The sequence below is a fragment of the Devosia sp. 2618 genome, assembly GCF_040546815.1.
GTDB lineage: Bacteria > Pseudomonadota > Alphaproteobacteria > Rhizobiales > Devosiaceae > Devosia.
On the sequence record NZ_JBEPOO010000001.1, the window covers coordinates 1,880,162 to 1,902,015 of the forward strand.

19 protein-coding genes are annotated in these 21,854 nt (G+C 61.1%); 6 read left to right on the forward strand and 13 right to left on the reverse strand.

Going from position 1 to position 21,854, the window contains the following annotated elements:
• Nucleotides 1-24 precede the first annotated feature (24 nt).
• The 3 genes from ABIE28_RS09475 to ABIE28_RS09485 all read left to right on the forward strand — a co-directional run bounded on the left by ABIE28_RS09475 (nt 25) and on the right by ABIE28_RS09485 (nt 2,408).
• Nucleotides 25-534 carry an RDD family protein gene (locus ABIE28_RS09475; RefSeq protein ID WP_354062287.1) on the forward strand — a complete coding sequence of 170 codons (510 nt, stop codon included), beginning with the start codon at nt 25-27 and terminating at the stop codon, nt 532-534.
• Between the two features lie 60 nt (nt 535-594).
• Entirely contained in the window at nt 595-1,323 is a 729-nt protein-coding gene (locus ABIE28_RS09480; RefSeq protein ID WP_354062289.1) for an arginyltransferase, read from the forward strand.
• A 95-nt stretch (nt 1,324-1,418) separates the two neighbouring features.
• A complete protein-coding gene (locus ABIE28_RS09485; protein WP_354062291.1) occupies nt 1,419-2,408 on the forward strand; it encodes an endonuclease/exonuclease/phosphatase family protein in 990 nt (329 codons plus the stop codon).
• 148 nt (nt 2,409-2,556) lie between these two features.
• Here ABIE28_RS09485 and ABIE28_RS09490 read toward each other — a convergent pair whose 3' ends face one another.
• The 9 genes from ABIE28_RS09490 to rpoZ all read right to left on the reverse strand — a co-directional run bounded on the left by ABIE28_RS09490 (nt 2,557) and on the right by rpoZ (nt 12,767).
• Nucleotides 2,557-2,871, reverse strand: a complete 315-nt coding sequence (locus ABIE28_RS09490) for a Dabb family protein (RefSeq protein ID WP_354062293.1) — start codon at nt 2,869-2,871, stop codon at nt 2,557-2,559.
• Between the two features lie 145 nt (nt 2,872-3,016).
• Nucleotides 3,017-5,287, reverse strand: coding sequence for a DNA topoisomerase IV subunit A (gene parC, locus ABIE28_RS09495; protein WP_354062295.1), 2,271 nt, complete (start codon nt 5,285-5,287; stop codon nt 3,017-3,019).
• A gap of 529 nt (nt 5,288-5,816) precedes the next feature.
• On the reverse strand, nt 5,817-6,524 hold the full coding sequence (gene recO / locus ABIE28_RS09500; protein WP_354062297.1) for a DNA repair protein RecO: 708 nt from the start codon (nt 6,522-6,524) through the stop codon (nt 5,817-5,819).
• A 149-nt stretch (nt 6,525-6,673) separates the two neighbouring features.
• Nucleotides 6,674-7,597, reverse strand: coding sequence for a GTPase Era (era, locus tag ABIE28_RS09505; RefSeq protein WP_354062299.1), 924 nt, complete (start codon nt 7,595-7,597; stop codon nt 6,674-6,676).
• Nucleotides 7,594-8,313, reverse strand: coding sequence for a ribonuclease III (gene rnc, locus ABIE28_RS09510; RefSeq protein WP_354062301.1), 720 nt, complete (start codon nt 8,311-8,313; stop codon nt 7,594-7,596). Before rnc ends, era begins: the two co-directional genes overlap by 4 nt.
• Nucleotides 8,310-9,131, reverse strand: a complete 822-nt coding sequence (lepB, locus tag ABIE28_RS09515; RefSeq protein ID WP_354062303.1) for a signal peptidase I — start codon at nt 9,129-9,131, stop codon at nt 8,310-8,312. The genes rnc and lepB overlap by 4 nt, the downstream gene beginning before the upstream one ends.
• 30 nt (nt 9,132-9,161) lie before the next feature.
• Nucleotides 9,162-9,593: a holo-ACP synthase gene (gene acpS, locus ABIE28_RS09520; protein WP_354062305.1), complete on the reverse strand. Its 432-nt coding sequence runs from the start codon at nt 9,591-9,593 to the stop codon at nt 9,162-9,164.
• Between the two features lie 99 nt (nt 9,594-9,692).
• Nucleotides 9,693-11,978, reverse strand: coding sequence for a RelA/SpoT family protein (locus ABIE28_RS09525; protein ID WP_354062307.1), 2,286 nt, complete (start codon nt 11,976-11,978; stop codon nt 9,693-9,695).
• Between the two features lie 420 nt (nt 11,979-12,398).
• Nucleotides 12,399-12,767 (reverse strand): DNA-directed RNA polymerase subunit omega, encoded by a 369-nt coding sequence (gene rpoZ / locus ABIE28_RS09530; protein WP_354062309.1) that lies wholly within the window; start codon nt 12,765-12,767, stop codon nt 12,399-12,401.
• A 240-nt stretch (nt 12,768-13,007) separates the two neighbouring features.
• Between rpoZ and ABIE28_RS09535 the strand changes: the two genes are divergently transcribed.
• Nucleotides 13,008-13,580: a LabA-like NYN domain-containing protein gene (locus ABIE28_RS09535; protein WP_354062311.1), complete on the forward strand. Its 573-nt coding sequence runs from the start codon at nt 13,008-13,010 to the stop codon at nt 13,578-13,580.
• A gap of 305 nt (nt 13,581-13,885) precedes the next feature.
• Here the strand turns inward: ABIE28_RS09535 and smpB are convergent, their stop codons facing one another.
• Nucleotides 13,886-14,383, reverse strand: coding sequence for an SsrA-binding protein SmpB (smpB, locus tag ABIE28_RS09540; RefSeq protein WP_354062313.1), 498 nt, complete (start codon nt 14,381-14,383; stop codon nt 13,886-13,888).
• A gap of 5 nt (nt 14,384-14,388) precedes the next feature.
• On the reverse strand, nt 14,389-15,264 hold the full coding sequence (gene dapA / locus ABIE28_RS09545; RefSeq protein ID WP_354062315.1) for a 4-hydroxy-tetrahydrodipicolinate synthase: 876 nt from the start codon (nt 15,262-15,264) through the stop codon (nt 14,389-14,391).
• Nucleotides 15,265-15,518: 254 nt separating this feature from the next.
• On the opposite strand from dapA, the gene ABIE28_RS09550 reads away from it, so the two are divergent.
• Nucleotides 15,519-17,537, forward strand: a complete 2,019-nt coding sequence (locus ABIE28_RS09550; protein ID WP_354062317.1) for a lytic transglycosylase domain-containing protein — start codon at nt 15,519-15,521, stop codon at nt 17,535-17,537.
• 67 nt (nt 17,538-17,604) lie between these two features.
• Entirely contained in the window at nt 17,605-18,543 is a 939-nt protein-coding gene (locus tag ABIE28_RS09555; protein WP_354062319.1) for an alpha/beta fold hydrolase, read from the forward strand.
• 3 nt (nt 18,544-18,546) lie between these two features.
• Here ABIE28_RS09555 and ABIE28_RS09560 read toward each other — a convergent pair whose 3' ends face one another.
• Entirely contained in the window at nt 18,547-19,113 is a 567-nt protein-coding gene (locus tag ABIE28_RS09560; RefSeq protein ID WP_354062321.1) for a helix-hairpin-helix domain-containing protein, read from the reverse strand.
• A 137-nt stretch (nt 19,114-19,250) separates the two neighbouring features.
• The gene (locus ABIE28_RS09565) at nt 19,251-21,848 is read right to left on the reverse strand and encodes an OmpA family protein (RefSeq protein WP_354062323.1); all 2,598 of its coding nucleotides are present in this window, start codon (nt 21,846-21,848) and stop codon (nt 19,251-19,253) included.
• Nucleotides 21,849-21,854 lie beyond the last annotated feature (6 nt).

Sequence of the window (21,854 nt, forward strand, 5' to 3'; positions counted from 1 at the left end):
GGCATGTGTGACAATCTAGATTGCATGAACCAGAGCCGCCCTACTCTTCCCGATCCCAATACCGCCCCCGAGCTGTTCGAGGGCGTGCTGACGCGTCGCGTGATGGCCTTCCTGATCGACCTCGTGGCGATGGGTGTGCTGATCGTGGCATTTTCGATCATTGGGCTGATCGCCGGTTTCCTGACCTTTGGCTTGGCGTGGCTGGCGCTGTTTGTCGTCGTGCCGGCGACCATCGTGCTCTATTACGGTGCGACACTTGGCTCTCACAAACGCGCGACCATCGGCATGCAGCTGATGGATATCGTGCTGACGCCAACGCGCGGCCAGCCGCTTGATGGCTGGATGGCAGTGGTCCATGCCGGTGTATTTTGGCTGACAGCCTGGATTTCCCTGCCAGTTTCGCTGCTTTTCACGCTGTTTACGCCGCGTCGTCAGATGCTGCACGATCTGGTGGTGGGTACCTTGATGGTGCGCCGCTCGCCGATGGTTCGACATTGGCGCGCTCAGACGGCGCGGACGAGCCAAGCCTACTGAGCCGTTGCCGGGGGCCGCAGGGAGGAGTACATTCCTCCAGATTGCACCTAAGGGTCTTTGATGACCGACCATACGCCAGAGACGACCCAGCTTTTTTTGACCGCGGCCATGCCGTGCCCGTACCTGCCGGGCAAGCAGGAGCGAAAGCTGTTTACCCATCTCACGGGCAAGCGCGCGGCAAGCCTGCATCATCTGTTGAGCGAGAACGGCTTTCGTCGCAGCCAGAATCTGATCTATCGACCGGCCTGCGAGGGCTGCAACGCCTGCCAGTCGGTGCGGATCGTCGCCAATGACTTCGAGGCCTCGGGCCGCTTCCGCCGGGTGCTGCGCCACAATGACGACCTGTCGGTTGAAGTGCGCCCGACGACGGCGACAAGCGAGCAATACGACCTGTTCAAACGCTATCTGGAATCGCGCCATGCCGGTGGCGGCATGAACCAGATGAGCTTCGTCGACTACGAATATATGGTCGAAGACACGCCAGTGCAGTCCGTGCTGGTCGAATATCGCCTGCGTGACCATCCCGACAATACACTGGTCGCCGTGGCGCTGACCGACGTGATGCCCGATGGGCTGTCGATGGTTTATTCGTTTTACGACCCCGATCTCGCCCCGCGAAGCCTGGGCACTTACCTCATCCTCGACCATATCGATCAGGTACGCTCCGCTGGGCTGAACTATGTCTATCTGGGCTATTGGGTGAAAGACTCCCCTAAAATGGCCTACAAGGCGCTTTATCGCCCGCTGGAAGTGCAAAAGGGTCCGCTCGGCTGGTGCCCGCTCGACTGATTGCTTCCGAGCGGTTGTATTTTCATTTTGGTAGCCTTGGTTGCGCCATAAGTGTCGGCGACATCGCCTGACCTACCCTTCTGGCCGGACTATCAATGCCTGTTGTCTTCAATTCTATCCGGCTCTGCCTTGTGCTCGGCGCGCTTGGCGTTGCAACACTGGCAATATTGGCCCTGTTTGGCTTTGCCGTTCCAGCCTTTGACCTGCTCAATCATGCGCAACTGTTCCTGTTTGCGGGCACGATCTTTGGCGTCCTGATCGTCGCGTTGCTGATGCGGCGTCCGTTGCGCGACTATGCACTGATCTACGCGCTGGTCGGGTTTGTGGCATCGGCCAATATCATGGTGCCGGAAATTGTCGGGGCGTTGCAGCAGCGGCCGCCTGCCCCGGCCAGTGGCAGTATCAAGATGATGACGCATAACCTGTTCGGCATGAACTATGACCTTGAGATGGTGACTGATGCGATCCTGTCCGAGGACCCCGACATCGTCGTGTTTCAGGAGTATTTCGGCGAGCAGGCGACGGACCTCCATCCCATCATGCTCGCCCATTTCCCGTTCTTCGTGCATTGCCGCGGCGGCAAGCGCGCCAATCTGGGACTTTACTCTCGCATTCCCTTTGACCGGCAGGACGATGGTGCCTGCCCCAGTGACGCCTATGGCACCGACCGAACGGGACATATCCTGGCGCGGTTCAAGACGGCGGACGGCAAGTCCTTTTCGGTGATGACGACCCATATGGACTGGCCCCTGCCCGTATCGCGGCAACAGGCACAGCTTAACGCGCTATCGGGCGTGGTGGATAACATTGACGGGCCGCTGATCCTGGCGGGGGATTTCAACTCGACGCCCTGGTCGTATTCGCTGCGGGACTTTGTGGCGCGGAATGGGTTCGTACGGGAGACGATGAACCTGCTGACCTTCCCGATGAAGTGGCACTATTTCGGCGCGTGGCGGCGGGCGATTCCGTTCCTGCCGCTGGATCAGGTGATGACCCGGGGCGGAATCGTGATGCACGAGATTCATACCGGGAAACCCACGGCGAGTGATCATCTGCCCGTGTTTTTTACGTTTTCGGTGGAGTGAGGGGGCGGCACGTTTGTGCCACGCCCTCGTGGTTCGAGGCTCGTAAGAACTCGCACCTCACCATGAGGGCTACTGGAAACTTGATATTTCAACAGCACTCATGGTGAGGTGGGAGCGTAGCGACCCTCGAACCACGAGGGCGTGGCAGCTAGTCTGCAGCTTTGAGATCAAACACCATCAACCCGTCGCGACCGCCTTCGAGCGCAGCCACCAGTTTGGCGCCGGCGGCCTTGTGGGCAGGGTCGATCAGGTAGCGGTCGCGGGCGGCTTCGTCGGCGAGGTCCATGATGAAGCCGTCGTTGAAGCCTTTGTTCTGGCCTTCGGGGGAAATGTTGGGGCCGAAATCGGCGGAGAGCAGGCCGTCAATCTGGCCGACCAAGGCATTGAGCCCGGCATAGATTTCGGTGCGTTGGTCAGCGGTGACGTCCGTGCGGAATTTTACGAAGACGCAGTGGCGGATCATTGGTCTCACTTTCTTCCCTTCTCCCCTTGAGGGAGAAGGTGCCCGAAGGGCGGATGAGGGGGCTATTGCCCCTGAAACAGACCAGGCCCCTCACCCGGCGCATGCGCGCCGACCTCTCCCCCAGAGGGAGAGCTGAAGAAAGAGCCTACCCCACAAACTTGTTGTTGCGCGGGAAGCCGTTGGGTGGTTGGCGGCCGGCGGTGGCGCGGTCGCCGATCCAGTCGGTTAGCTCTTCCATTGGCTTGGTGTAGGTGCGGCCGGAACTGTCGGTCCAGGTCAGGCCATCGGCGGCGTAGAAGGTCTTGAGGTCCGAGATGCCGCCATCCTTGTAGCGCTGCAGGCGAACGCCCTTGCCGCGGCCCATTTCAGCCAGCTGTGCCAGCGGGAAGACCAGCAGCTTGCGGTTTTGGCCGATGACGGCGACGCGGTCGCCAGCAACGGGGACCAGCAGGTTGGCTTCGTCCGGCGCGCCGACATTGAGGATCTGCTTGCCCTTGCGGGTATTGGCGACCATGTCGTCTTCGGAGACGATGAAACCGTAACCGGACGACGACGCGACGATGCGCTTTTGGCCGGGCTTATACACAAAGATATCGACGATATCCTGGCCCTCTTCGATATCGACAATGATGCGGACCGGTTCGCCCTGCCCGCGCCCGCCAGGCAGCTTGTCTCCGGACAAAGTATACACCTTGCCGCCGGTGGTGAGCATAAGCAGCTTGTCGGTCGTCTCGCACTTGATCGAAAGCTTGAGGCGATCGCCGGCCTTGAAGCCCTTTTCATCATTGACCTCGACCGCATGGCCGCGCGGCGCGCGAATCCAGCCTTTTTCGGACAGGATGACGGTGATCGGCTCGCGCTCGATGAAGGCCTCGGTGACTTCGGCCAGATCGGCATTAGGCGCGGCACCGAGGATGGTGCGGCGGGCGCCGAGGAAATGCGGCGTGCCATCGGGATTGGTCAGCGGGTACGCCTTTTTCAGGGCTTCGATTTCCTTGCTGATCGCGCCCCACTGGCGCTTGTCGGAGGCGAGCAGCGTTTCAAGGCGGCCCTTCTCGTCGGTCAGGTCGGAGTGTTCCTTGCGGAGTTCGATTTCCTCGAGCTTGCGCAAAGACCGCAGACGCATGTTGAGGATGGCCTCGGCCTGCACATCGGACAGTTCGAAAGTCGCCATCAACGATGCCTTGGCGTCATCTTCCTCGCGGATGATGCGGATCACCTCATCGAGATTGAGGTAGGCGATGATATAACCGGCCAGCACTTCGAGGCGGTGCGCGATCTGTTCGAGGCGGTGCTGAGAACGGCGAACCAGCACTTCCTTGCGATGATCCAGCCACGCCTTGAGGGCCTGTGGCAGGCTCATGACCTTGGGCGCGGTGCCGCGATCGAGCACGTTGAGGTTCAGAGGGAAGCGCGTTTCAAGATCGGTAGTCTTGAACAGCTGTTCCATCAGGATGACGGCATCGACGGTGCGGGCGCGTGGCTCGAGGACGAGACGAATGTCGTCCGAGCTTTCGTCGCGCACGTCCTTGAGAAGCGGCAGCTTTTTGGCGAGCAACAGCTCGGCGATCTTTTCGACCAGCCGCGACTTCTGGATGCCGTAGGGAATTTCGGTGACGACGATGAGGTAGACGCCGCGGGCGCTTTCCTCGATTTCCCACTTGGCGCGCAGGCGGAACGAGCCGCGACCGGTGGAATAGGAATGGGCAATCGAGGAGGCGGATTCGACCAGTAAGCCGCCCGTCGGGAAGTCCGGGCCTTTGACAAATTGAGTCAGGTCCTGGGCGGAAGCCTCTGGATTGACATTGATAAGATGGAGCGCGGCCTCGCACAGCTCATAGACATTGTGCGGTGGAACCGAGGTGGCCATGCCCACGGCAATGCCGGTGGAACCGTTGGCCAGAAGGTTCGGAAAATTCGATGGCAGGACGATGGGCTCTTCGTCTTCGCCGTCATAGGTGTCCTTGAAGTCGATGGCACTTTCAGTGATGCCTTCGAGCAGCCGCGTCGCCACATCGGTCATGCGGCTTTCGGTGTATCGCATGGCCGCGGCGCCATCGCCGTCGATATTGCCAAAGTTGCCCTGCCCGTCGACGAGCGGATAGCGCAGCGCAAAATCCTGCGCCATGCGCACCAGCGCGTCATAGATCGACTGGTCGCCGTGAGGATGGAACTTACCGATCACGTCGCCGACGATACGGGCCGACTTCTTGTAACCCTGACCTGGATCGAGCTTGAGCAAGCGCATGGCATGGATGATGCGGCGGTGCACAGGCTTGAGGCCATCGCGCGCATCGGGGAGCGCACGCTGGGTGATGGTGGACAGGGCGTAGCTGAGGTACCGCTCTTCAAGCGCCTGCTTGAGATCGACAACGCGCTGGTCGTCAGCAGGCGGGAGGGTATCGCTATCGGACATCGGCAGGCTTTCCGGCAGGAACGAATCAGGAAAGCACTATAACCGACGGGCGAAAAATCCGCAGGAAATGGGCGCGAGAGCTCAGGTTTTACACGGGTTATGGCGTGTCAAAGCCCCGCCTGACGTGCGGTTTTCGGTAAGCGTCGATGGCAAGGCACCGGCCTCGTTTGGAGATTTGGATAGTGAGACAGATGCCTCGCCATCGGCCGGGATTTTTCACCGGGGCGTTGTCCGACCGCCCTTTCGGGTTGGATGATACAGACCGGCAATGCAGCAGAACGCATCTTGCTCCCATTGCCCTGCCTGCCACCCGGCTGGTACGCGGCCCGCTGGCGTGAGCCTGGCGACCCATGCTCCCCGGCATTCCCCACGCTCATCACTCGTCATGATCGCGCTCTCGCGTGGGCGATGGGGAGAGAATAACGCGGGATTTTGGGGTGGGGATAAGGGGGATGACTGAGGGATCGGAGTACCCCCACCTCGCCTCCCCCTGATAGGGGGAGGAATTCGGGCAGTGCGGTGGCCAACGCTAGGTTTCTTCGGAGAGGATTTTGGTCAGCAGGTCGCGGGTTGGTGAGGGGGCGATTTCGCGGGGACCCCAGATGTGGGTCTGGAGGAAATAGGCGGTGAGGCGCAGGGCGTCGGCGATGTCGTGGGGGCTGGCGTTGCCGCGGGCGGTGAGGAAGCTGGGAAGCGGCAGCAGGCGGTCGACATAGGGAGCGGCTGCGGTGCGGCAGACGGCGCGGCCCGATTTTGGGGAGACGTGAGTCAGGTCTTCCGTCGTGCCGGTGACGGCGCAGGTGGTGAGGTCAAGGCCAAAGCCGAGATCGTCGAGCACGGCGAGTTCAAAGCGGGCCAGAGCGACGCCGTCGGGCGGGCCGTCGATGAGGCGGAGGCCCATGCCGAGCAGGCGGTCGTGTGGATCGCGTTCAGGCAGCAGGCGCAGGTGTTCGCAGACGAGCTGGCTGAGATAGAGGCGGGTGCGGTCTTCGATCAGCTCGGCCGCGCGGGCCTGCAGTAGCTCGACGGTAAACATGCCAAGCTGGTCTTCGAGACGGGCACGCCAGGTGAGCTGGATGGTGTTGCCGGGCTGCAGAATGGGCGACAGACGGCGCGAACGGCCGCCGCGGACGAGGCCAAGATGGCGACCACGGCCGGCCACCATGACCTCGGCGATGACACTGCTCTCGCCGTGCCGCCGCGCTCCGATCAACAGGCCTTCACCGGTCCATTCCATGGGTCAAACCCTTGCCACGCCCTCGTGGTTCGAGGCTCGTGAAGAACTCGCACCTCACCATGAGGGCTACTGGAAAACCGCACCAAAAGTAGCCCTCATGGTGAGGTGGGAGCGCAGCGACCCTCGAACCACGCGGGCGTGACTGGACGTCAGCTCTTACCCTGTGGGTATTCGAGGCCCATTTCGCGGTAGCGTTCTGGGTCGTCGCCCCACTTTTCGCGGACTTTGACGAACAGGAAGAGGTGGATTGGCACCTCGTACATGGCCATCAGTTCCTTGCGGGATTCTGCGCCAATGGCCTTGATGGTCTGGCCGCCAGCACCCAGGACGATCTTCTTGTGGCTCTCACGCGAGAGGTAGATCACCTGGTCGATCTTGTAGGAGCCATCCTTCTGGATCTTGAACGACTCGGTTTCGACCGTGGAATTGTACGGAATCTCGTCGTGGACGCGCAGAAACAGCTTTTCGCGCGTGATCTCGGCGGCGGTGATGGCCATCGTCAGATCGGTGAGGTGATCCTCGGGGAAGTGCCAAGGACCGGGCGGGATGTGCTTGACGCACCAATCCATGAAGTCCTGCACACCATAGCCCTTGAGGGCCGAAATCATGAAGGTGGCTTCAAAACGCAGCTTGGCGTTGATGTCTTCGGAGAGCTTGAGCAGCGCCTCGTTTTTGACCGTGTCGATCTTGTTGAGGATCAGGATGCGCGGGTGATTGACGTTTTCGAGGCCCTCGATAAGCTTTTCGAGCTCGGGCGTCAGGCCGCGGTCGACATCAACGATGAGGGCAACGATATCGGCGTCCCCTGCTCCGCCCCAGGCGCTATCGACCATGGCGCGGTCGAGACGGCGCTTGGGCGCGAAAATGCCGGGCGTATCGATGAAGACCAGTTGGGCCTTGTCGAGCGTGACGACGCCGCGCACCTGGCTGCGGGTGGTCTGCGCCTTGTGTGTGACGATGGACACCTTGGTGCCGACGAGGGAATTGAGCAGCGTCGATTTACCGGCATTGGGCGCGCCAACCAGGGCGATGAAGCCGCAGGACGTATCTGCCAGTTCGATGGGTGTGTTCATGAGGGTAGCCTATCAGATTTCTGCCAGACATTCTGCGCGATCAGGAAAAGCTCGGCGGCCTTGTGTTCGGCGATCTTCTTGGAAGGCCCGGTGGCGCTCAGCGGTTCGAAATCGCCCAATGAGACGGCGATGGTGAATTCAGGGGCGTGGTCGGGGCCGCGCCGTTCGGTTTGGGTATAGGTGGGCGGTTCAAGGCCACGGGCCTGGGCCCATTCCTGGAGGGTGGTCTTGGCGTCGGCCTTGTTGGCTGAACCGTCGGCAAGGAATTCCTCGAACATGCGCTCGACAAACTCATAGGCTTTGCCGGGGCCGCCATCGCAATAAATGGCGCCGATGACCGCTTCGGTCACGTCGCCCAGAATGGCTTCCTTTTCGGCACCACCAGTGCGGGCTTCGCTGTCGCCGAGGATCATTTCCGAACCCAGATCGAGCGTGCGGGCGATGACGGCGCAGGTTTCCTTGCGGACCAGCGTGTTGAGCGTGCGGCTCAGTTCGCCCTCGTTGGCCTTGGGATAGCGGCGATAGAGCATGTCCGCCACGACAAGGCCGAGCACGCGGTCGCCCAAAAACTCGAGGCGCTGATAAGAGCGTTCGATGCGCTTGGCCGGAGAGACGGCGCTCGAATGGGTCAGCGCGCGGACGAGCAGATCCGGATCGGCAAATTTGTATCCAAGCCGGAACTGCAGTTTTTCATGATTGCGGACGGCACGGCTCACGGTGCGGGCGTCGTGTCATAGGGCACGTTGGAATCGACGCCCTGGAACATGCGATCCCACCGGACATTGGCCGGCCACTGCCACAGCTGCCACGGTGGCAGATTGTCCTTGATCGAGAAGAAGCGCGCTTCAGCCTTGGCGATGAGGTTCACCGCCGGCACATAGCCCACCTGGCTCAGCACACGGCTGTCGGCGGAACGGTCGCGGTTGTCGCCCATCATGAAATAGTGACCGGCTGGGACCACATATTCAGAGGTGTTGTCGAGGCCAGCGTTATCGGAGATTTCCTGAATTATATGGCTGGTGCCTTCGGGGAAAGTCTCGCGATAGACGGTGACTTCGCGGGTCTGGCCTTCGCTATCGGTATCCTGCGCCTTGCCCAGCTCTTCGCGCGGCACGATGGTGCCGTTGATGTAGAGGCGGCCTTCGGTGACCTGAATGGTGTCGCCCGGCAGGCCGACGATGCGCTTGATGTATTCAACGTCCTGCGGAACGGGACGGAACACGGCGATGTCGCCACGGTTTGGATCGCGGCCCATGATGCGGTTGGAGATTGGCAGCTCAAAGTCGAGCGCGGTGAAATTGCCGTAGCGACCGAGCGAGAACGAGTGCTTGCCGTAGCCCCAGACGAACTTGTTGGCGACGAAATAGTCGCCGATCATCAGCGTCTGCTGCATCGAAGCTGTCGGGATCGAGAACGGCTGATAGAGGAACGAGCGCAGCACGATGGCGATCAGCAGCGCCTCGACGACCACTACAATGGTTTCAACCCATTCGCTGGTCGCAGACTTTTTGACAGACTTGGCGGGCTGGCTCATGAAATTCCCCGGAAATGCGGTGGCGAAGCGTTAATCCGTTGCACCGGCCGGGTCAACGGCATTGGGCGACGGCAAGGCTTCGATGATGACGAAGGCCTGGGCCAGCCCGGCATCATCGGTGATGGTGAGGTGAATGTGGGGCACATGGCCAGGAGGCACAAGACGCGCGAGTGCTTTGGCCGCACCATTGGTCAAATGCATCGTAGGTTTGCCCGATGGCAGGTTCACCACGCCCATGTCGCGCCAATACACGCCCCAGCTGATACCCGTGCCCAATGCCTTAGAACAGGCTTCCTTGGCGGCAAAGCGCTTGGCGTAGGAAGCGGCGCGCTGGGCGCGACGGTCCGACTTGCGGCGCTCGATTTCGGTGAAGCAGCGATTGGTGAAGCGATCACCGTATTTGGCCAGTGTCTGTTCGACGCGGCCGATCTGGCAGAGGTCGCTTCCGAGTCCGACGATCATTTTACATCCTGAATGCAGCCACGAGCGGGCTTTGACGCAGCAATGGAGGCCAATTCGGGCGGGAGTTGGTCAGACGACACAGCAAAGATGGCGGGCCAATTAGCGGTCGTCATCGACGAACCTCTTGTCGATCTTGCCGTCCCATTCGAGCGTCGAGATCATGCCCGCTTCGCGGATGCCGGCACGCTGCACAGCCGACAGACCCGGGCTGCGCTTGAGCGTGGCCAGAACATCGGTCAGTTGGGCCAGGTCGCGGACTTCGATTTCAAAGATCATCTGGTGGAAATCGGGCGAGATCATCCGCATCACCAGATTGTTGATGTTGGCCTCGCAGGCGGCGATGGCCGTCGAAATCTGCGCCAGCGAACCGGGCTTGTTGACCGATTCCATCGTGATGACGGTTGGGTAGAGGCGATCTTCGGCGCGGTTCTGGTTCCAGCGCACGTCGACCCAGGCGACATCGCTGTCGTGCTTGTCGATCAGGGCGTCCGAATGGATCGGATAGACCAGCATGGGCGTGTCGGGCTGCAGGATGCCCACGAGCCGGTCGCCGGGCACGACGCCCTCCCACGAGACCGTCACCGGCATGTGGAAATCAAGCTGGGCGAGAGCGGCCTTGGCATTTGGGCCGGAGCGCTGGCCGCCGGGCACGCGGAAGCGGAACAGGTCGGTGGCGCGCAGGGCGAACCAGCCGTCGGCCGTGTCGGCGACGGGCAGATCGAGCTTGCGACGGCGCTTGCGCAGGCCCTTGAGCTTGGCGAGTTCGGCAGCCAGCGGCTCGGAGCCGATCTTGCCCTCCCCCACGGCAATCAGCAGCTCGCGACGGCTCGTGGAACCGAGCGCTTCGGCGAGCGCCTTGGCTTCGGTGTCGTCGAGCATAACGCCCTCGCGCTCGAGCAGCATGCTGAGCACGTGCTCACCCAAGCCGAGGGCGCGACTGGTGGCGGCCTGACGGACCGAACGGCGAATGGCGGCGCGGGCCTTGCCGGTGGCGGCAATGCCCAGCCAATTCATTGGCGGCAAGTGGTTCTGGTCGCGGATGATTTCGACTTCATCGCCGCTGCGCAGCTGGGTGACCAGCGGCAGGATGGAGCCGTTGATCTTGGCGCCGACCGTGGTGTCACCAATGTCGGTGTGCAGCGCATAGGCGAAATCGATGGGCGTCGCGCCGCGCGGCAAAGCGATCAGGCGACCGCGCGGGGTGAAGCAGAACACCTGATCCTGGAACAGCTCCAGCTTGGTGTATTCGAGGAAATCCTCGGTGGAATTGCCGGCCGTCAGGTGCGCGATGGTGGAGCGCAGCGAGCCATAGGCCTGGGATTCGTTTTCGATGCGGCTCAGATCGGCCGACGCGCCATCCTTGTAAAGAGCATGCGCGGCAATGCCGAATTCGGCGACGCGATCCATTTCCTCGGTGCGAATCTGCAGCTCGGCGCGCTGACGGCCCGGACCCACAATGGTGGTGTGGATGGACTGGTAGTCGTTGTGCTTGGGGACCGAGATATAGTCCTTGAAGCGGCCGGGCACGACCTTCCACTTGGTGTGGACGACCCCGACGGTGCGATAGCACTCCTCGATCGAGCCGACGATGACGCGGAAGCCGATCATGTCCGACAGCTGTTCCAGCGCAATCGACTTGCGTTCGATCTTGGCAAAAATCGAATAGGGCGACTTTACGCGCGCCTTGACGCGAGCGGTGATGCCCTCGGCGCCGAGGCGTTCGCTCAGTTCGGTCGAAATGGTCGAGATCGTCTCGGCATATTCGTTCTGCAGCTCATCGAGACGCGCCATGATGGCGGCGTAGTGATCGGGCTGCAGGATCTTGAAGGAGATATCTTCAAGCTCGTTGCGCATGTCCTGCATACCCATGCGGCCCGCCAGCGGGGCATAGATATCCATGGTTTCCTGCGCGATACGCGTCCGCTTTTCGGGCGGCATATATTGCAGGGTGCGCATGTTGTGGAGGCGATCGGCGAGCTTGACCAGCAGCACGCGTACGTCCTGGCTGATCGCCAGCAGCAGCTTGCGCAGGTTTTCGGCCTGGGCCTCCTCGCGGGAGACCAGGTTCAGGCGCTCGATCTTGGTCAGGCCATCGACGATGGCGCCGATTTCGGCGCCGAACAGCTGATCGATCTCGGCGCGGGTGGCGTCGGTATCCTCGATGGTGTCGTGCAGCAGGCCGACAGCGATGGACGCATCGTCGAGCTTAAGCTCGGTCAGGATCGCCGCGACTTCAAGGGGATGGTTGAAATAGGGGTCGCCGGAGGCACGCTTCTGCGATCCATGCTTTTGCATGGCGTACACATAGGCCTTGTTCAACAACTGCTCGTCTACGTTCGGGTTATATGCCTGAACGCGTTCGACAAGCTCATACTGACGCATCATGGGGTTAGTCGCCGCTCGCTTGAGAAATAAGCTTAGCGCTTTGAATTGAAATGGGAAGAGTACGGTTGCGAGTATCTGAGTTGCGGGCAGATGGGAAGATGGTCAGAGATCGCAGCACTCCCACCTCGCCTCCTGCTGATTGGGAGAGGAATCTGTGTAGAGGTAGCGGGAGGGGTCCAGAGGCCGATCAGGGCAAAGTGGTTGCTGGGACGCTGAACCCCTCACCCTACCCTCTCCCCTCAGAGGAGAGGGGACGCAGACTGGGAGCATTGCGAGCAAACAAAAACACCCCCGGCTTGCGCCGAGGGTGAGGAATAGATTGTGCTTGCGGAGGGCGCGGGCCATTCGAGCGTAGCTCTCATGGCCTTCTCGCCTCAAATCGCTCCACCGGAGCGATTTGCCCTGCGGGACAGCTCGAAGCTAGTCGTCGCGACGCTCTGGGGGAGCGAGGCTTTCGATGCCGCGGAGAAGCTCTTCTTCGCTGATGGTGTCGAAATTCATCGAATCATCATCGCCCGAGCTTTCGATCAGCGGAGCAGCGTGGCTCTCTGGCTCATCGACCTCGACATACTTCTGCAGCGAGTGGATCAGGTCCTCGCGCAGGTCTTCCGGCGAGATCGCGCCGTCGCCGATTTCACGAAGCGCCACAACGGGATTCTTGTCGTTGTCGCGAGAGACAGTGATCTGCGCACCGGACGAAATCATGCGCGCGCGATGGGCGGCCATGAGAACGAGATCGAACCGGTTTTCGATCTTTTCGATGCAGTCTTCAACGGTGACGCGTGCCACAGACGTCTCCAAAATTTATGGAATGAACGCTTCCCATACACCAGTGCCCCGGCAGGCACAAGGTTAGGGGCCGCGATAAGCCGCATTAGCCATGCACAGTCACGCGACCCGAGATTTCTTGCTGGCAACCAGAAAACATGCGAGTACCGAACTTATTGCCCAATTGGCACCTGCATTATTTTAGGCTGCATACGCAGCACCAAGAATTTGGCGGCATTGCCGTTGTCTCGGAGTAGTTAAATGCCTATCGATGCTCGCGAAAAGATCGTTCTGTTTATCGATGGCGCAAATCTTTACGCCACATCGAAGGCCATCGGTGTCGATATCGACTATCGCCGACTGCTCGCCGAGTTCAGCGCCAAGGCGTATCTGTTGCGGGCAAATTACTACACGGCGCTGATTGAGGATCAGGAATATTCGTCGATCCGTCCTCTGATAGACTGGCTGGACTACAACGGCTTTACCGTAGTGACCAAGCCAGCCAAAGAATTCACCGATGCCACCGGCCGCCGCAAGGTGAAGGGCAATATGGATATCGAGCTGTGCGTGGATGCAATCGAGCTCGCACCCTACTACGATCACATGGTGTTATTTTCCGGCGACGGTGATTTCACGGCGCTGGTGGCTTCGCTGCAGCGCAAGGGCAAGCGCGTGACGGTGGTTTCGACGCTGACCAGCGCGACGCCAATGATCTCCGATGACCTGCGGCGGCAGGCGGACTTTTTCATCGATATTGCTGATTTGGCGAAGACTGTGGGTCGGCCGCCGAGCACGCGGCCTGTGGTCACGTCGACGAGTGGTGGGGAAGAGTAGGTTCGGGGCATGCGCTTGAGCATGCAATTGTCCACCTACCCCCATCGTCACCACCCGGCGTGTCCGGATGGGCCACCTTTCCACTTGCGCTAAGGCATGGATTGCCCGGACGAGCCGGGCAATGACGGGGTGGAGAGATTGTGCCACGCCCTCGTGGTTCGAGGCTCGTGAAAAACTCGCACCTCACCATGAGGGCTACTTGGGGACTTGGGCGTAGCTGGGGCCTACCAGCTCGGTGCTCGCTGAAGGGCCCCTCACCCGGCGCGTTGCGCCGGCCTCTCCCCCAGAGGGAGAGGTGAAGAAAACTAACCCCGACCGCCTTCTTTCATGATGCGGGACTTGTCGCGATTCCAGTCGCGATTGCGTTCGGTTTCGCGCTTGTCGTAGTTCTTCTTGCCCTTCCCGATGCCAATCAAAACCTTGGCGCGCCCCTGGTCGTTGAAGAACAGTTTGAGCGGCACGATGGTGTTGCCGGCGCGGGAGACTTCCTGGTCGAGATGGGCCAGCTGTTTGCGCGAGACGAGGAGTTTGCGTGGGCGCTTTTCTTCGTGATTGAAGCGGTTGGCCTGCAGATATTCCGGGATGTGGGCGTTGATCAGCCACAGCTCGCCTTTTTCGGGCGAGGCATAGGATTCGGTGATCTGCGCCTTGCCCAGACGCAGTGATTTGACCTCGGTGCCGGTCAGCACAAGGCCGGCTTCCATGGTTTCACCAATTTCATAGTCGTAACGCGAACGGCGGTTTTCAGCCACGAGACCGTGGCTGATCACACCGTTTTTCGATTTGTCGTTCTTAGGGGCCATTCAGGTTAGATAAGACCTGCATGGCGCATTGCAAAGTCCATGGCGTCTTCCGTCGACTTGGTGACCGGCACGAGCGGCAGGCGCATTTCGTTGGCGCAGAGTTTGAGCCGGTTCGCAACATACTTTGCCGGCGATGGATTTGGCTCCATGAACAGGTCGCGGTGCAGGTAAACCAGCTTGTCATTGACCTCCAGAGCGCCCTTGAAATCACCCGCGAGCGAGAGCTCCTGCATCTGCGAGCAGAGGCGTGGCGCAACGTTTGCCGTGACCGAAATACAACCATGGCCGCCATGGGCATTGAAGGCCAGCGCGGTGCTATCATCGCCCGACAGCAGGATAAAATCGCTGCCCAGCTTGGCGCGCTCGATGCTGGCGCGCTCAAGGTTACCCGTCGCATCCTTGACGCCGATGATGTTTGAATGGGCATCGCGCAGGCGCGCAATGGTATCGACGCTCAGATCAACAATGGTGCGGCCGGGCACGCTATAAAGGATGATCGGAATGCCGACAGCCTTGGCCACAGCCGAGAAGTGCTGGAACAGCCCTTCCTGGTTTGGCTTGTTGTAATAGGGCACGACCGACAGGACGGCATCGGCACCGGTATCTTCGGCGAACTTTGCCAGCGAAACAGCTTCGGCAGTCGAGTTCGAGCCGGCACCGGCAACGACCGGCACGCGATTGTTGGCAACTTCGACGCAGATTTCGACGACGCGGCGGTGCTCTTCGTGGCTGACCGTGGGGCTTTCGCCGGTGGTGCCAACAGGCACCAGACCGTGGCTGCCCTCGGCAATCTGCCACTCGACGAAGCTGGCGAAGGCTTTCTCATCGACAACCCCATTGGCCATGGGAGTGATGAGCGCCGTAATCGATCCTCGCAGCATTTGTCGAGATGTCCTTGGTTTGTGCCACAGTTCAGCCGTGGCGAAATGGCATGACCGTTCTGAGGCGGCCGGTTTTGAGGTGCGCACCATACTTTCACTTGCCGGTCACGACAACGCCTTCGATGCGTTTTGACGTTGATAGGCAAGCTTGGTGGCACGGCAACCTCACGTTTACCCAAAGAGGGTAACTTTGGATTAACCGCAAGGAGGGGGCACCTTGCTGGAACTTGAGACACGAACGTTCAGGACAGCAGATGCACCGTCGCCTCGCGGCAGGCCTCATCGCAGCAGTTTTGGGACTGGCCAATGCAGCCCCCTATACGCTCGCCAATGAGACGATAGACCCGACGACCACCAGCGCCCTGCCCCCAGCGGCGGCCGTGATCGATGATTTTGAACGTGGCTCGCCCCAGTTTCGTGCTGCGCTGATCGAGTTGCGCCAGGGTGATCCGGCAGTGGCTTTTGCCATGGCGGGGAAACTGACCAGCGATGTGGAGCGGCGCACCATTCAATGGGCCGCGATCAATTTCAACGCCGGCAAAGTGGGCTATTGGGCCATCGAAGCGTTTGCTGTCGATGCGCCCGACTTTGCGGCCGCGAGCCTTTATCGCACCCGCGTCGAGCAATCGCTGACGGCGAACGATGCTCCACAGTCCGATGTTATGGCAGCGCTTGGCGCGCGCGCCCCCAGCACGGTCGATGGGCAGATCAGTCTCGCGGCGGCCTATCTTGCCAAGGGCGACAAGGACAAGGCGACGACGCTGGCGCGAAGCCTTTGGGTCGACAATTTCCTCACCGAAGAGCAGGAAACGCGGGTTCTGGCGCAGCTCGGATCGTTGCTGGATCGGCCGACGCATTGGGCGCGAGCGGTGTATCTGATGATGCATGACCGGGCCCGCGCCAGCGAGCGTCTGACTGCATTCTTGAGCCCGGCGCAGCAGTCGCTGGTGACCGCGCGGGCTGCGGTGTCGCGCAACGACAGTGACGCCAAGGCGCTGCTCGACAAGGTCGACCCGTCGATGCGCGCCAACCCGGTCTACATTTTTTCGCGGGCGCAGCGGGCGCGGCAGTTCGAGCTGTGGCAGAGCGCGGCGGACTGGCTGGCCAAGGCGCCTGCGGATCTGCCGGATTCGGCCGAGTGGTGGTATGAGCGACGGGCGCTGATGCGCAAGCTGCTGGACCTTGGGCAGCCCAAACTGGCCTATGAAGTGGCAGCCGGTTACCAGAATGGCCCGGAAGGCCGGATGGTGGACGCCCAGTTTCACGCGGGCTGGATCGCGATTTCGTTCCTGCATGATCCAGCGTCGGCCAAAAAGCATTTCACCGAAATGGCCGTGCATTCGACGCTGCCCGATACCGTGTCGCAATCCAATTATTGGCTGGCGCGAGCCAATGCGCAGCTGGGTGACACTGAGGGCGCGGAGGCGGCTTTGAGAATCGCAGCGCGCTATCGCACCGTCTATTACGGCCAGTTGGCGCGGACTGAACTGGGTGAGACCGGCATTGGTATCCGGCCTCTGCCCGATGTTGCGCCCAACGCCATTCGCTTCAACAGCAACCAGGTGGTGCGCGCCATTCGCCTGCTGGCGGCGAATGGGCAATCGGCGTTGGCCGTGCCGTTGCTGCGCAATTTTGGCACCGGGCTCACCAGCGACACCGATCTGGCACTGGCGGCAAAGCTGGCGCAGGAAATCGGCGCCTATCATCTGGCCATTGCCATTGCGACGACCGCCGATCAGCGCGGCACGCCGCTCGATATCCTCAACTTTCCGCAGGCGGATTTGCCGCCTGACCTGACGCTGCCAGTCGAGCGAGCGGCGGTCTATGCGATCACGCGGCAGGAATCGATGTTTCAGCTCGATGCAGTCTCGCCAGCGGGGGCGCGCGGATTGATGCAGCTCATGCCAGGCACGGCGCAGGACGTGGCGCGCAAGGTGGGCGTTGAATACTCGCCGAACAAGCTGGTGACCGACGCGAGCTACAATGCCTTGCTTGGGTCGACATATCTCGGCGCGCAGTTAGACCGCTACAATGGCTCGCTGGTGCTGGCCGCCGCCGCATACAATGCCGGGCCGGGCAATGCCGACAAATGGATCCGCGCCTATGGCGATCCGCGCGAGGACAATGTGGACCCCGTCATCTGGGTGGAGCTGATTCCGTTCCAGGAAACGCGCACCTATGTGAAGCGCGTACTGGGCAATTATCTGGTCTATCGCGAGCGGCTGGGCGACAGTCCCCTGCCCTTGCAACAGGCCCTGCGCACGATACGATAGGCAAAAGCCTGAATGGACTTGAGGCGCAGTTCGCCCTGTCTCTAGATAGGGCGAACCAGAGTTAGTGATGCCCAAGCCTCGATTCGTCCCCGCCGACCACCCCGCTTTCGCCGATCTGCCTGTGCGTTATGTGACGCTATCGGCAGGGGTGCGGGCGGCAGTGCATGTGGCTGGGCAGTTATCGAGCGGACGCGTGCCGGTAATCTGCCTGCCGGGCTATCAGCGCAACATGGCCGACTTCACCGAATTCGTGACCTATTTCCGCCGGGTGAATGGCGGCGGCTGGCCGGTGGTGTTGATCGACCTGCCAGGACGCGGTCGCGCCGACAATCGCCTGCGGGTCAGCGACTACGGCTCGCTGGCCGATGCGCGCGATGTGATGTCGGTGATCACCGCGCTTGGTATTGGACGGGCCATCGTGGTCGGGCAAGGGCATGGCGGGCAGGTCGCCATGGCGCTGGCCGCTGCACATCCGCTGATTGTTGCCGGGACCGTACTGATCGATGCCGGGCCGGTGACGGATTCACGCGGCATTGTGCGGTTGCGCAATAATCTGGCGCATGTGGAGGCTTTGCGCGGACGAAAGGCAGTCTTTTCAGGGTTCCGCCGCGTGTTGCACGGCGATTATCCGGGACTGTCGGAAACGGCGCTCGACAACCTGATCCTGCGCAGCCATTTCGTCGACCGGCGCGGCCGCGCCCGACCGCTCTATGATCAGCGGCTAATCGAGGGGCTGGCGAGCATCAATTTTGACGATGTGTTGGCGGCGCAATGGCCGCTTTTCAACGCGCTGAACTGCGCGCCACTGATGCTGTTGCGCACGCAGCTGACCGATCAGTTGCGACGGGAAACCTATGACGAAATGGTCCGCCGTCGCCCGGACGCAGCCGCGCTGACCATTGCCGGGCAAGGCTCGCCCGCTTTGTTCGATCAGCGCGAGGAAGTCGACGCGATTGCCGATTTCGTGGTGCGGACGAGCGGCAAGGCCCTAGGCAAAGTGGCGTAATCGCTAGGCGGCTTTTGACGATTTCTTGAGCTCGACCGCTTGCTCGACCCATTTTTCGCGGCGGATGCGGCCCTTGAAGGCCAGTTGCGCGTCGACCCAATCGATATTGGCCTTGGACCAGGTGGCGATCTGGTCGAAGTGGAAAACGCCCATGGTGTTCAGCGACGCCTCAATCTTGGGGCCGATGCCTTTGATCAGCTTGAGGTTATCGGCGCCAACAGCGCGCGGCGCTTTGAGACTTGTGGGTTTGGGATCAGCTGCTTTGGGCTTCGTACGCGGCTTCTTGGCAGCGGGTTTGGGTGGAGTGATTATTTTGCCGGCAGGAGCCGGCGCAACGGCCACAACCGTCGGAAGCGGCTTTGGAACCTCGGTTTCGTCGGCAGAAGCGGCCAGTCGCGCGGCTGGCCGGACCGGGATTGGCACTGTCTGCACGACGACGGCCGGCACGCGCTTTGGCTGGCTTGCGATGGCATAGCTTAAACGGCGCAGCGCATAGCCGATCACGCAGCCAAGGAGGTAGGCCGCCAGCATCAGCAGCGCCGTTTCGACGATGTTGCCGAGATTGGTCACCTGCGCCTCAAGCTTTAGGCGGCGTAAAACTGCGCCAGCCGACGACCAGACCGATCACGCCAACGGCTGCGAGATAGGGCCAGTACATGCCGAGCAGGTAGTGCAGCGAGTTCCAACTCATCACGAGATCGCTCCGCCTAGTAGTGTTCGGGCTGGACCGTGACCACAATCCGGCGATTGAGCTGCTTGCCTTGCGCCGTGCCGTTATCGGCAATCGGCGTGCTTTCGCCATAACCGACGGCATAAAGGCGCGCTGGCGTCACGCCACGTTCCACCAAGGCGTCGACCACAGCCTCGGCGCGCGCCACCGACAGCGCCAGGTTCAGCGTCTCGTCACCATCGGAATCGGTATGCCCCTCGATATGGACCACGGCGTCGGGACAGGCCGACAGGTCCGTCGCCAACTCGTCGAGCGCTGCCTGCGACCCGGCCGCGATGATCGCTGCACCGGACTGGAACAGGATGGCGTTGCGCGCCGAGAACTCAGCCAACGGCTCGGAACAGGCAGCGATATCAACCGGGCTCGCCAGGGAGGTTTCCGCAGTGGGCGGCGCAACGGCAGCCAGTGTCGCGACAGGAAGTGAAATATCGGTCGACCATTTGACCGCACCGGCATTGGCTTCAAGAGCCACGGTGATCTCTGTTTTGGTCGCCTCGTTTGGCGTTGTCCCGCTGAGAGACCAGTTGCCCTGGCTGAAGTTAAGCTGGCCTGTTTCCAGCTTGAGCAAGGCACGGAGGCCGGTTTCTGCGCTGGACACGAAGCTATCTGGCGCGCCCTCGGCGATGCTGACAGCGGCTGTGTCGCCATTGCCGATCGCACCAAGCGTGCTGAGCGCCGCATCGGACGGCACTTGACCACTCATGATGGTAGAACCGTCAACACTGCGGCTGGCGGAAAAGGCGTAGTCCGGGTCGATTACAACGGGCTGAATGGTGGGAGGTTCGGTCGAAGGCGCCACAGGCGCCTCGGCCACTTCAGGCACCGGCGCCGCAGCCTCCGGCTCGATTACGGGCGTCGCGGGAACTTCAGGTCCTGGCGTCGCCGCGACAACGGCAGTAGCCATTGGCTGAGCAACGGCCATCGACCAACCAGCGGCGGCGAGATGGCGCGTGGCGAAGTCGGCTTCGAGGGCAGCTTTATCGATCGCGGAATTTGGCGTTCCGGTGATCGTCCAACCAGAACTATCAAAGACCACGCGGCCATCGTGCAGCCGTTGCAGCAGGTCCAGCCCAAGCGCGGCCGATGCGACGAAATTATTCGGCGCACCTGAAGCGAAGACGAGATTTTTCGTTGCAGACGCACCGGCGGCCGCCAAAAGCGTAGCTTCTGATGCGGCGTCAGGCACAAAACCTGCCAGAGCAATCGCCCCAGTGGCCGCCTTGGACGCAGACCATTGATAGCTTTCGACGCGCGGTCCGGCGATCTCCGATGGCGCAAGCGTCACACCTTGAGGCGCTTCAGCGGCGACAATCTTGAGCAAGGCATCGTAGTCGGCGCCAGTGCGCGCCGTACCGGCAATCGTCAAAATGTTGCCATGCAGCGAAATTCTGCCCTCTCCCATCAAGGCGAGAGCTGCCAGACCAAAGTCGACGCCGGAGCGATAGCGCTCGGGCGCGCCGCGGCCAAGCTGCAGGTAGCTCGTATCGGCACCGGCAATGTTGGAAAAAGCATCCTTCGTGGCTGCGTCGGGCGCATACCCGTCGAAAACGATCGCTCCGCTCGGCTGGCGGCTGGCGCTCATCCAGTAGTCGGCAATACGCGGCGGCTCAAGCACGACAATGCTGCCGGACGGCTGCAGGTTATTGACAACCGCTTGCGCGATTTCGACCGTCGCAGGTGCACCGGTCAGGGTACTTTGTCCATCAGTGATGGTCGCCTCGCCATATTCCAGGCGCGATAACTGCTGCAGCAAACGCTCGGAAAGTGCTGAAAAGCCTTGCGGTTCTCCGGAGCCGAGGGCGAGGCCTGTTGCGACGGGAATACCGGACAGATCGGCGGTGCGGTAGCGCTCAGCCAGTTCGGCATTGGGTACGAAACCCGACACGTCCATGACCTTTCCATCGAAATGGGCAGTCCACTGATATGGCGACACCACGGCAGGGGTAATGCTGACATTGCCCAGAGTGAGACCTGATGGTGCCCCTGCTCGCAGCACGATCATCAGATCGCGGTAATCGCGCTCAGATTTCGCACGGCCAGACACACTGACAGAAAGGTCGGAAACCGTCGCCCGACCTTGATCCAGATATTTCAACTGGTCGATGGCAAACTCGGCGCCCGCAACCCAGGTGCGCCGATCTGGCATTCCGGAACGAAGCTGAAGATTTGAATTCTCGATATTTGCCTGGGACATGAAGCGTTGACGGGTCGTTTCGTCTGGAACACCGCCACTCAGGTCAATCGCGGAACCATCAATGCTGGCCTGCAGAACATAGGGCGTCGCAAGTGGAGCCAGTGTGATGTCCGACGATACTGCACGAATGCCGTCAAGGCTCGCGAGTTTGGCGACGGCCGCGTCGCGTATGCCTTGATCGGTAGTGGTGCCAGAGACCCGCAAATCGCGACCGTCAAAAGACAATTCTACCCAGTCATAACCGCTGGAGGCGATGGCTGCGGCCGTTTTGGTCGATAAATCCGAAGCAATCTCGGTCGATGTCATCGCAAGGCACAGGGTCGTCCCGCCCAAGACTGTGGCCAGTCCCGGCGCAACCCACTTGATAAGGTCCCTGATCATTCCCGT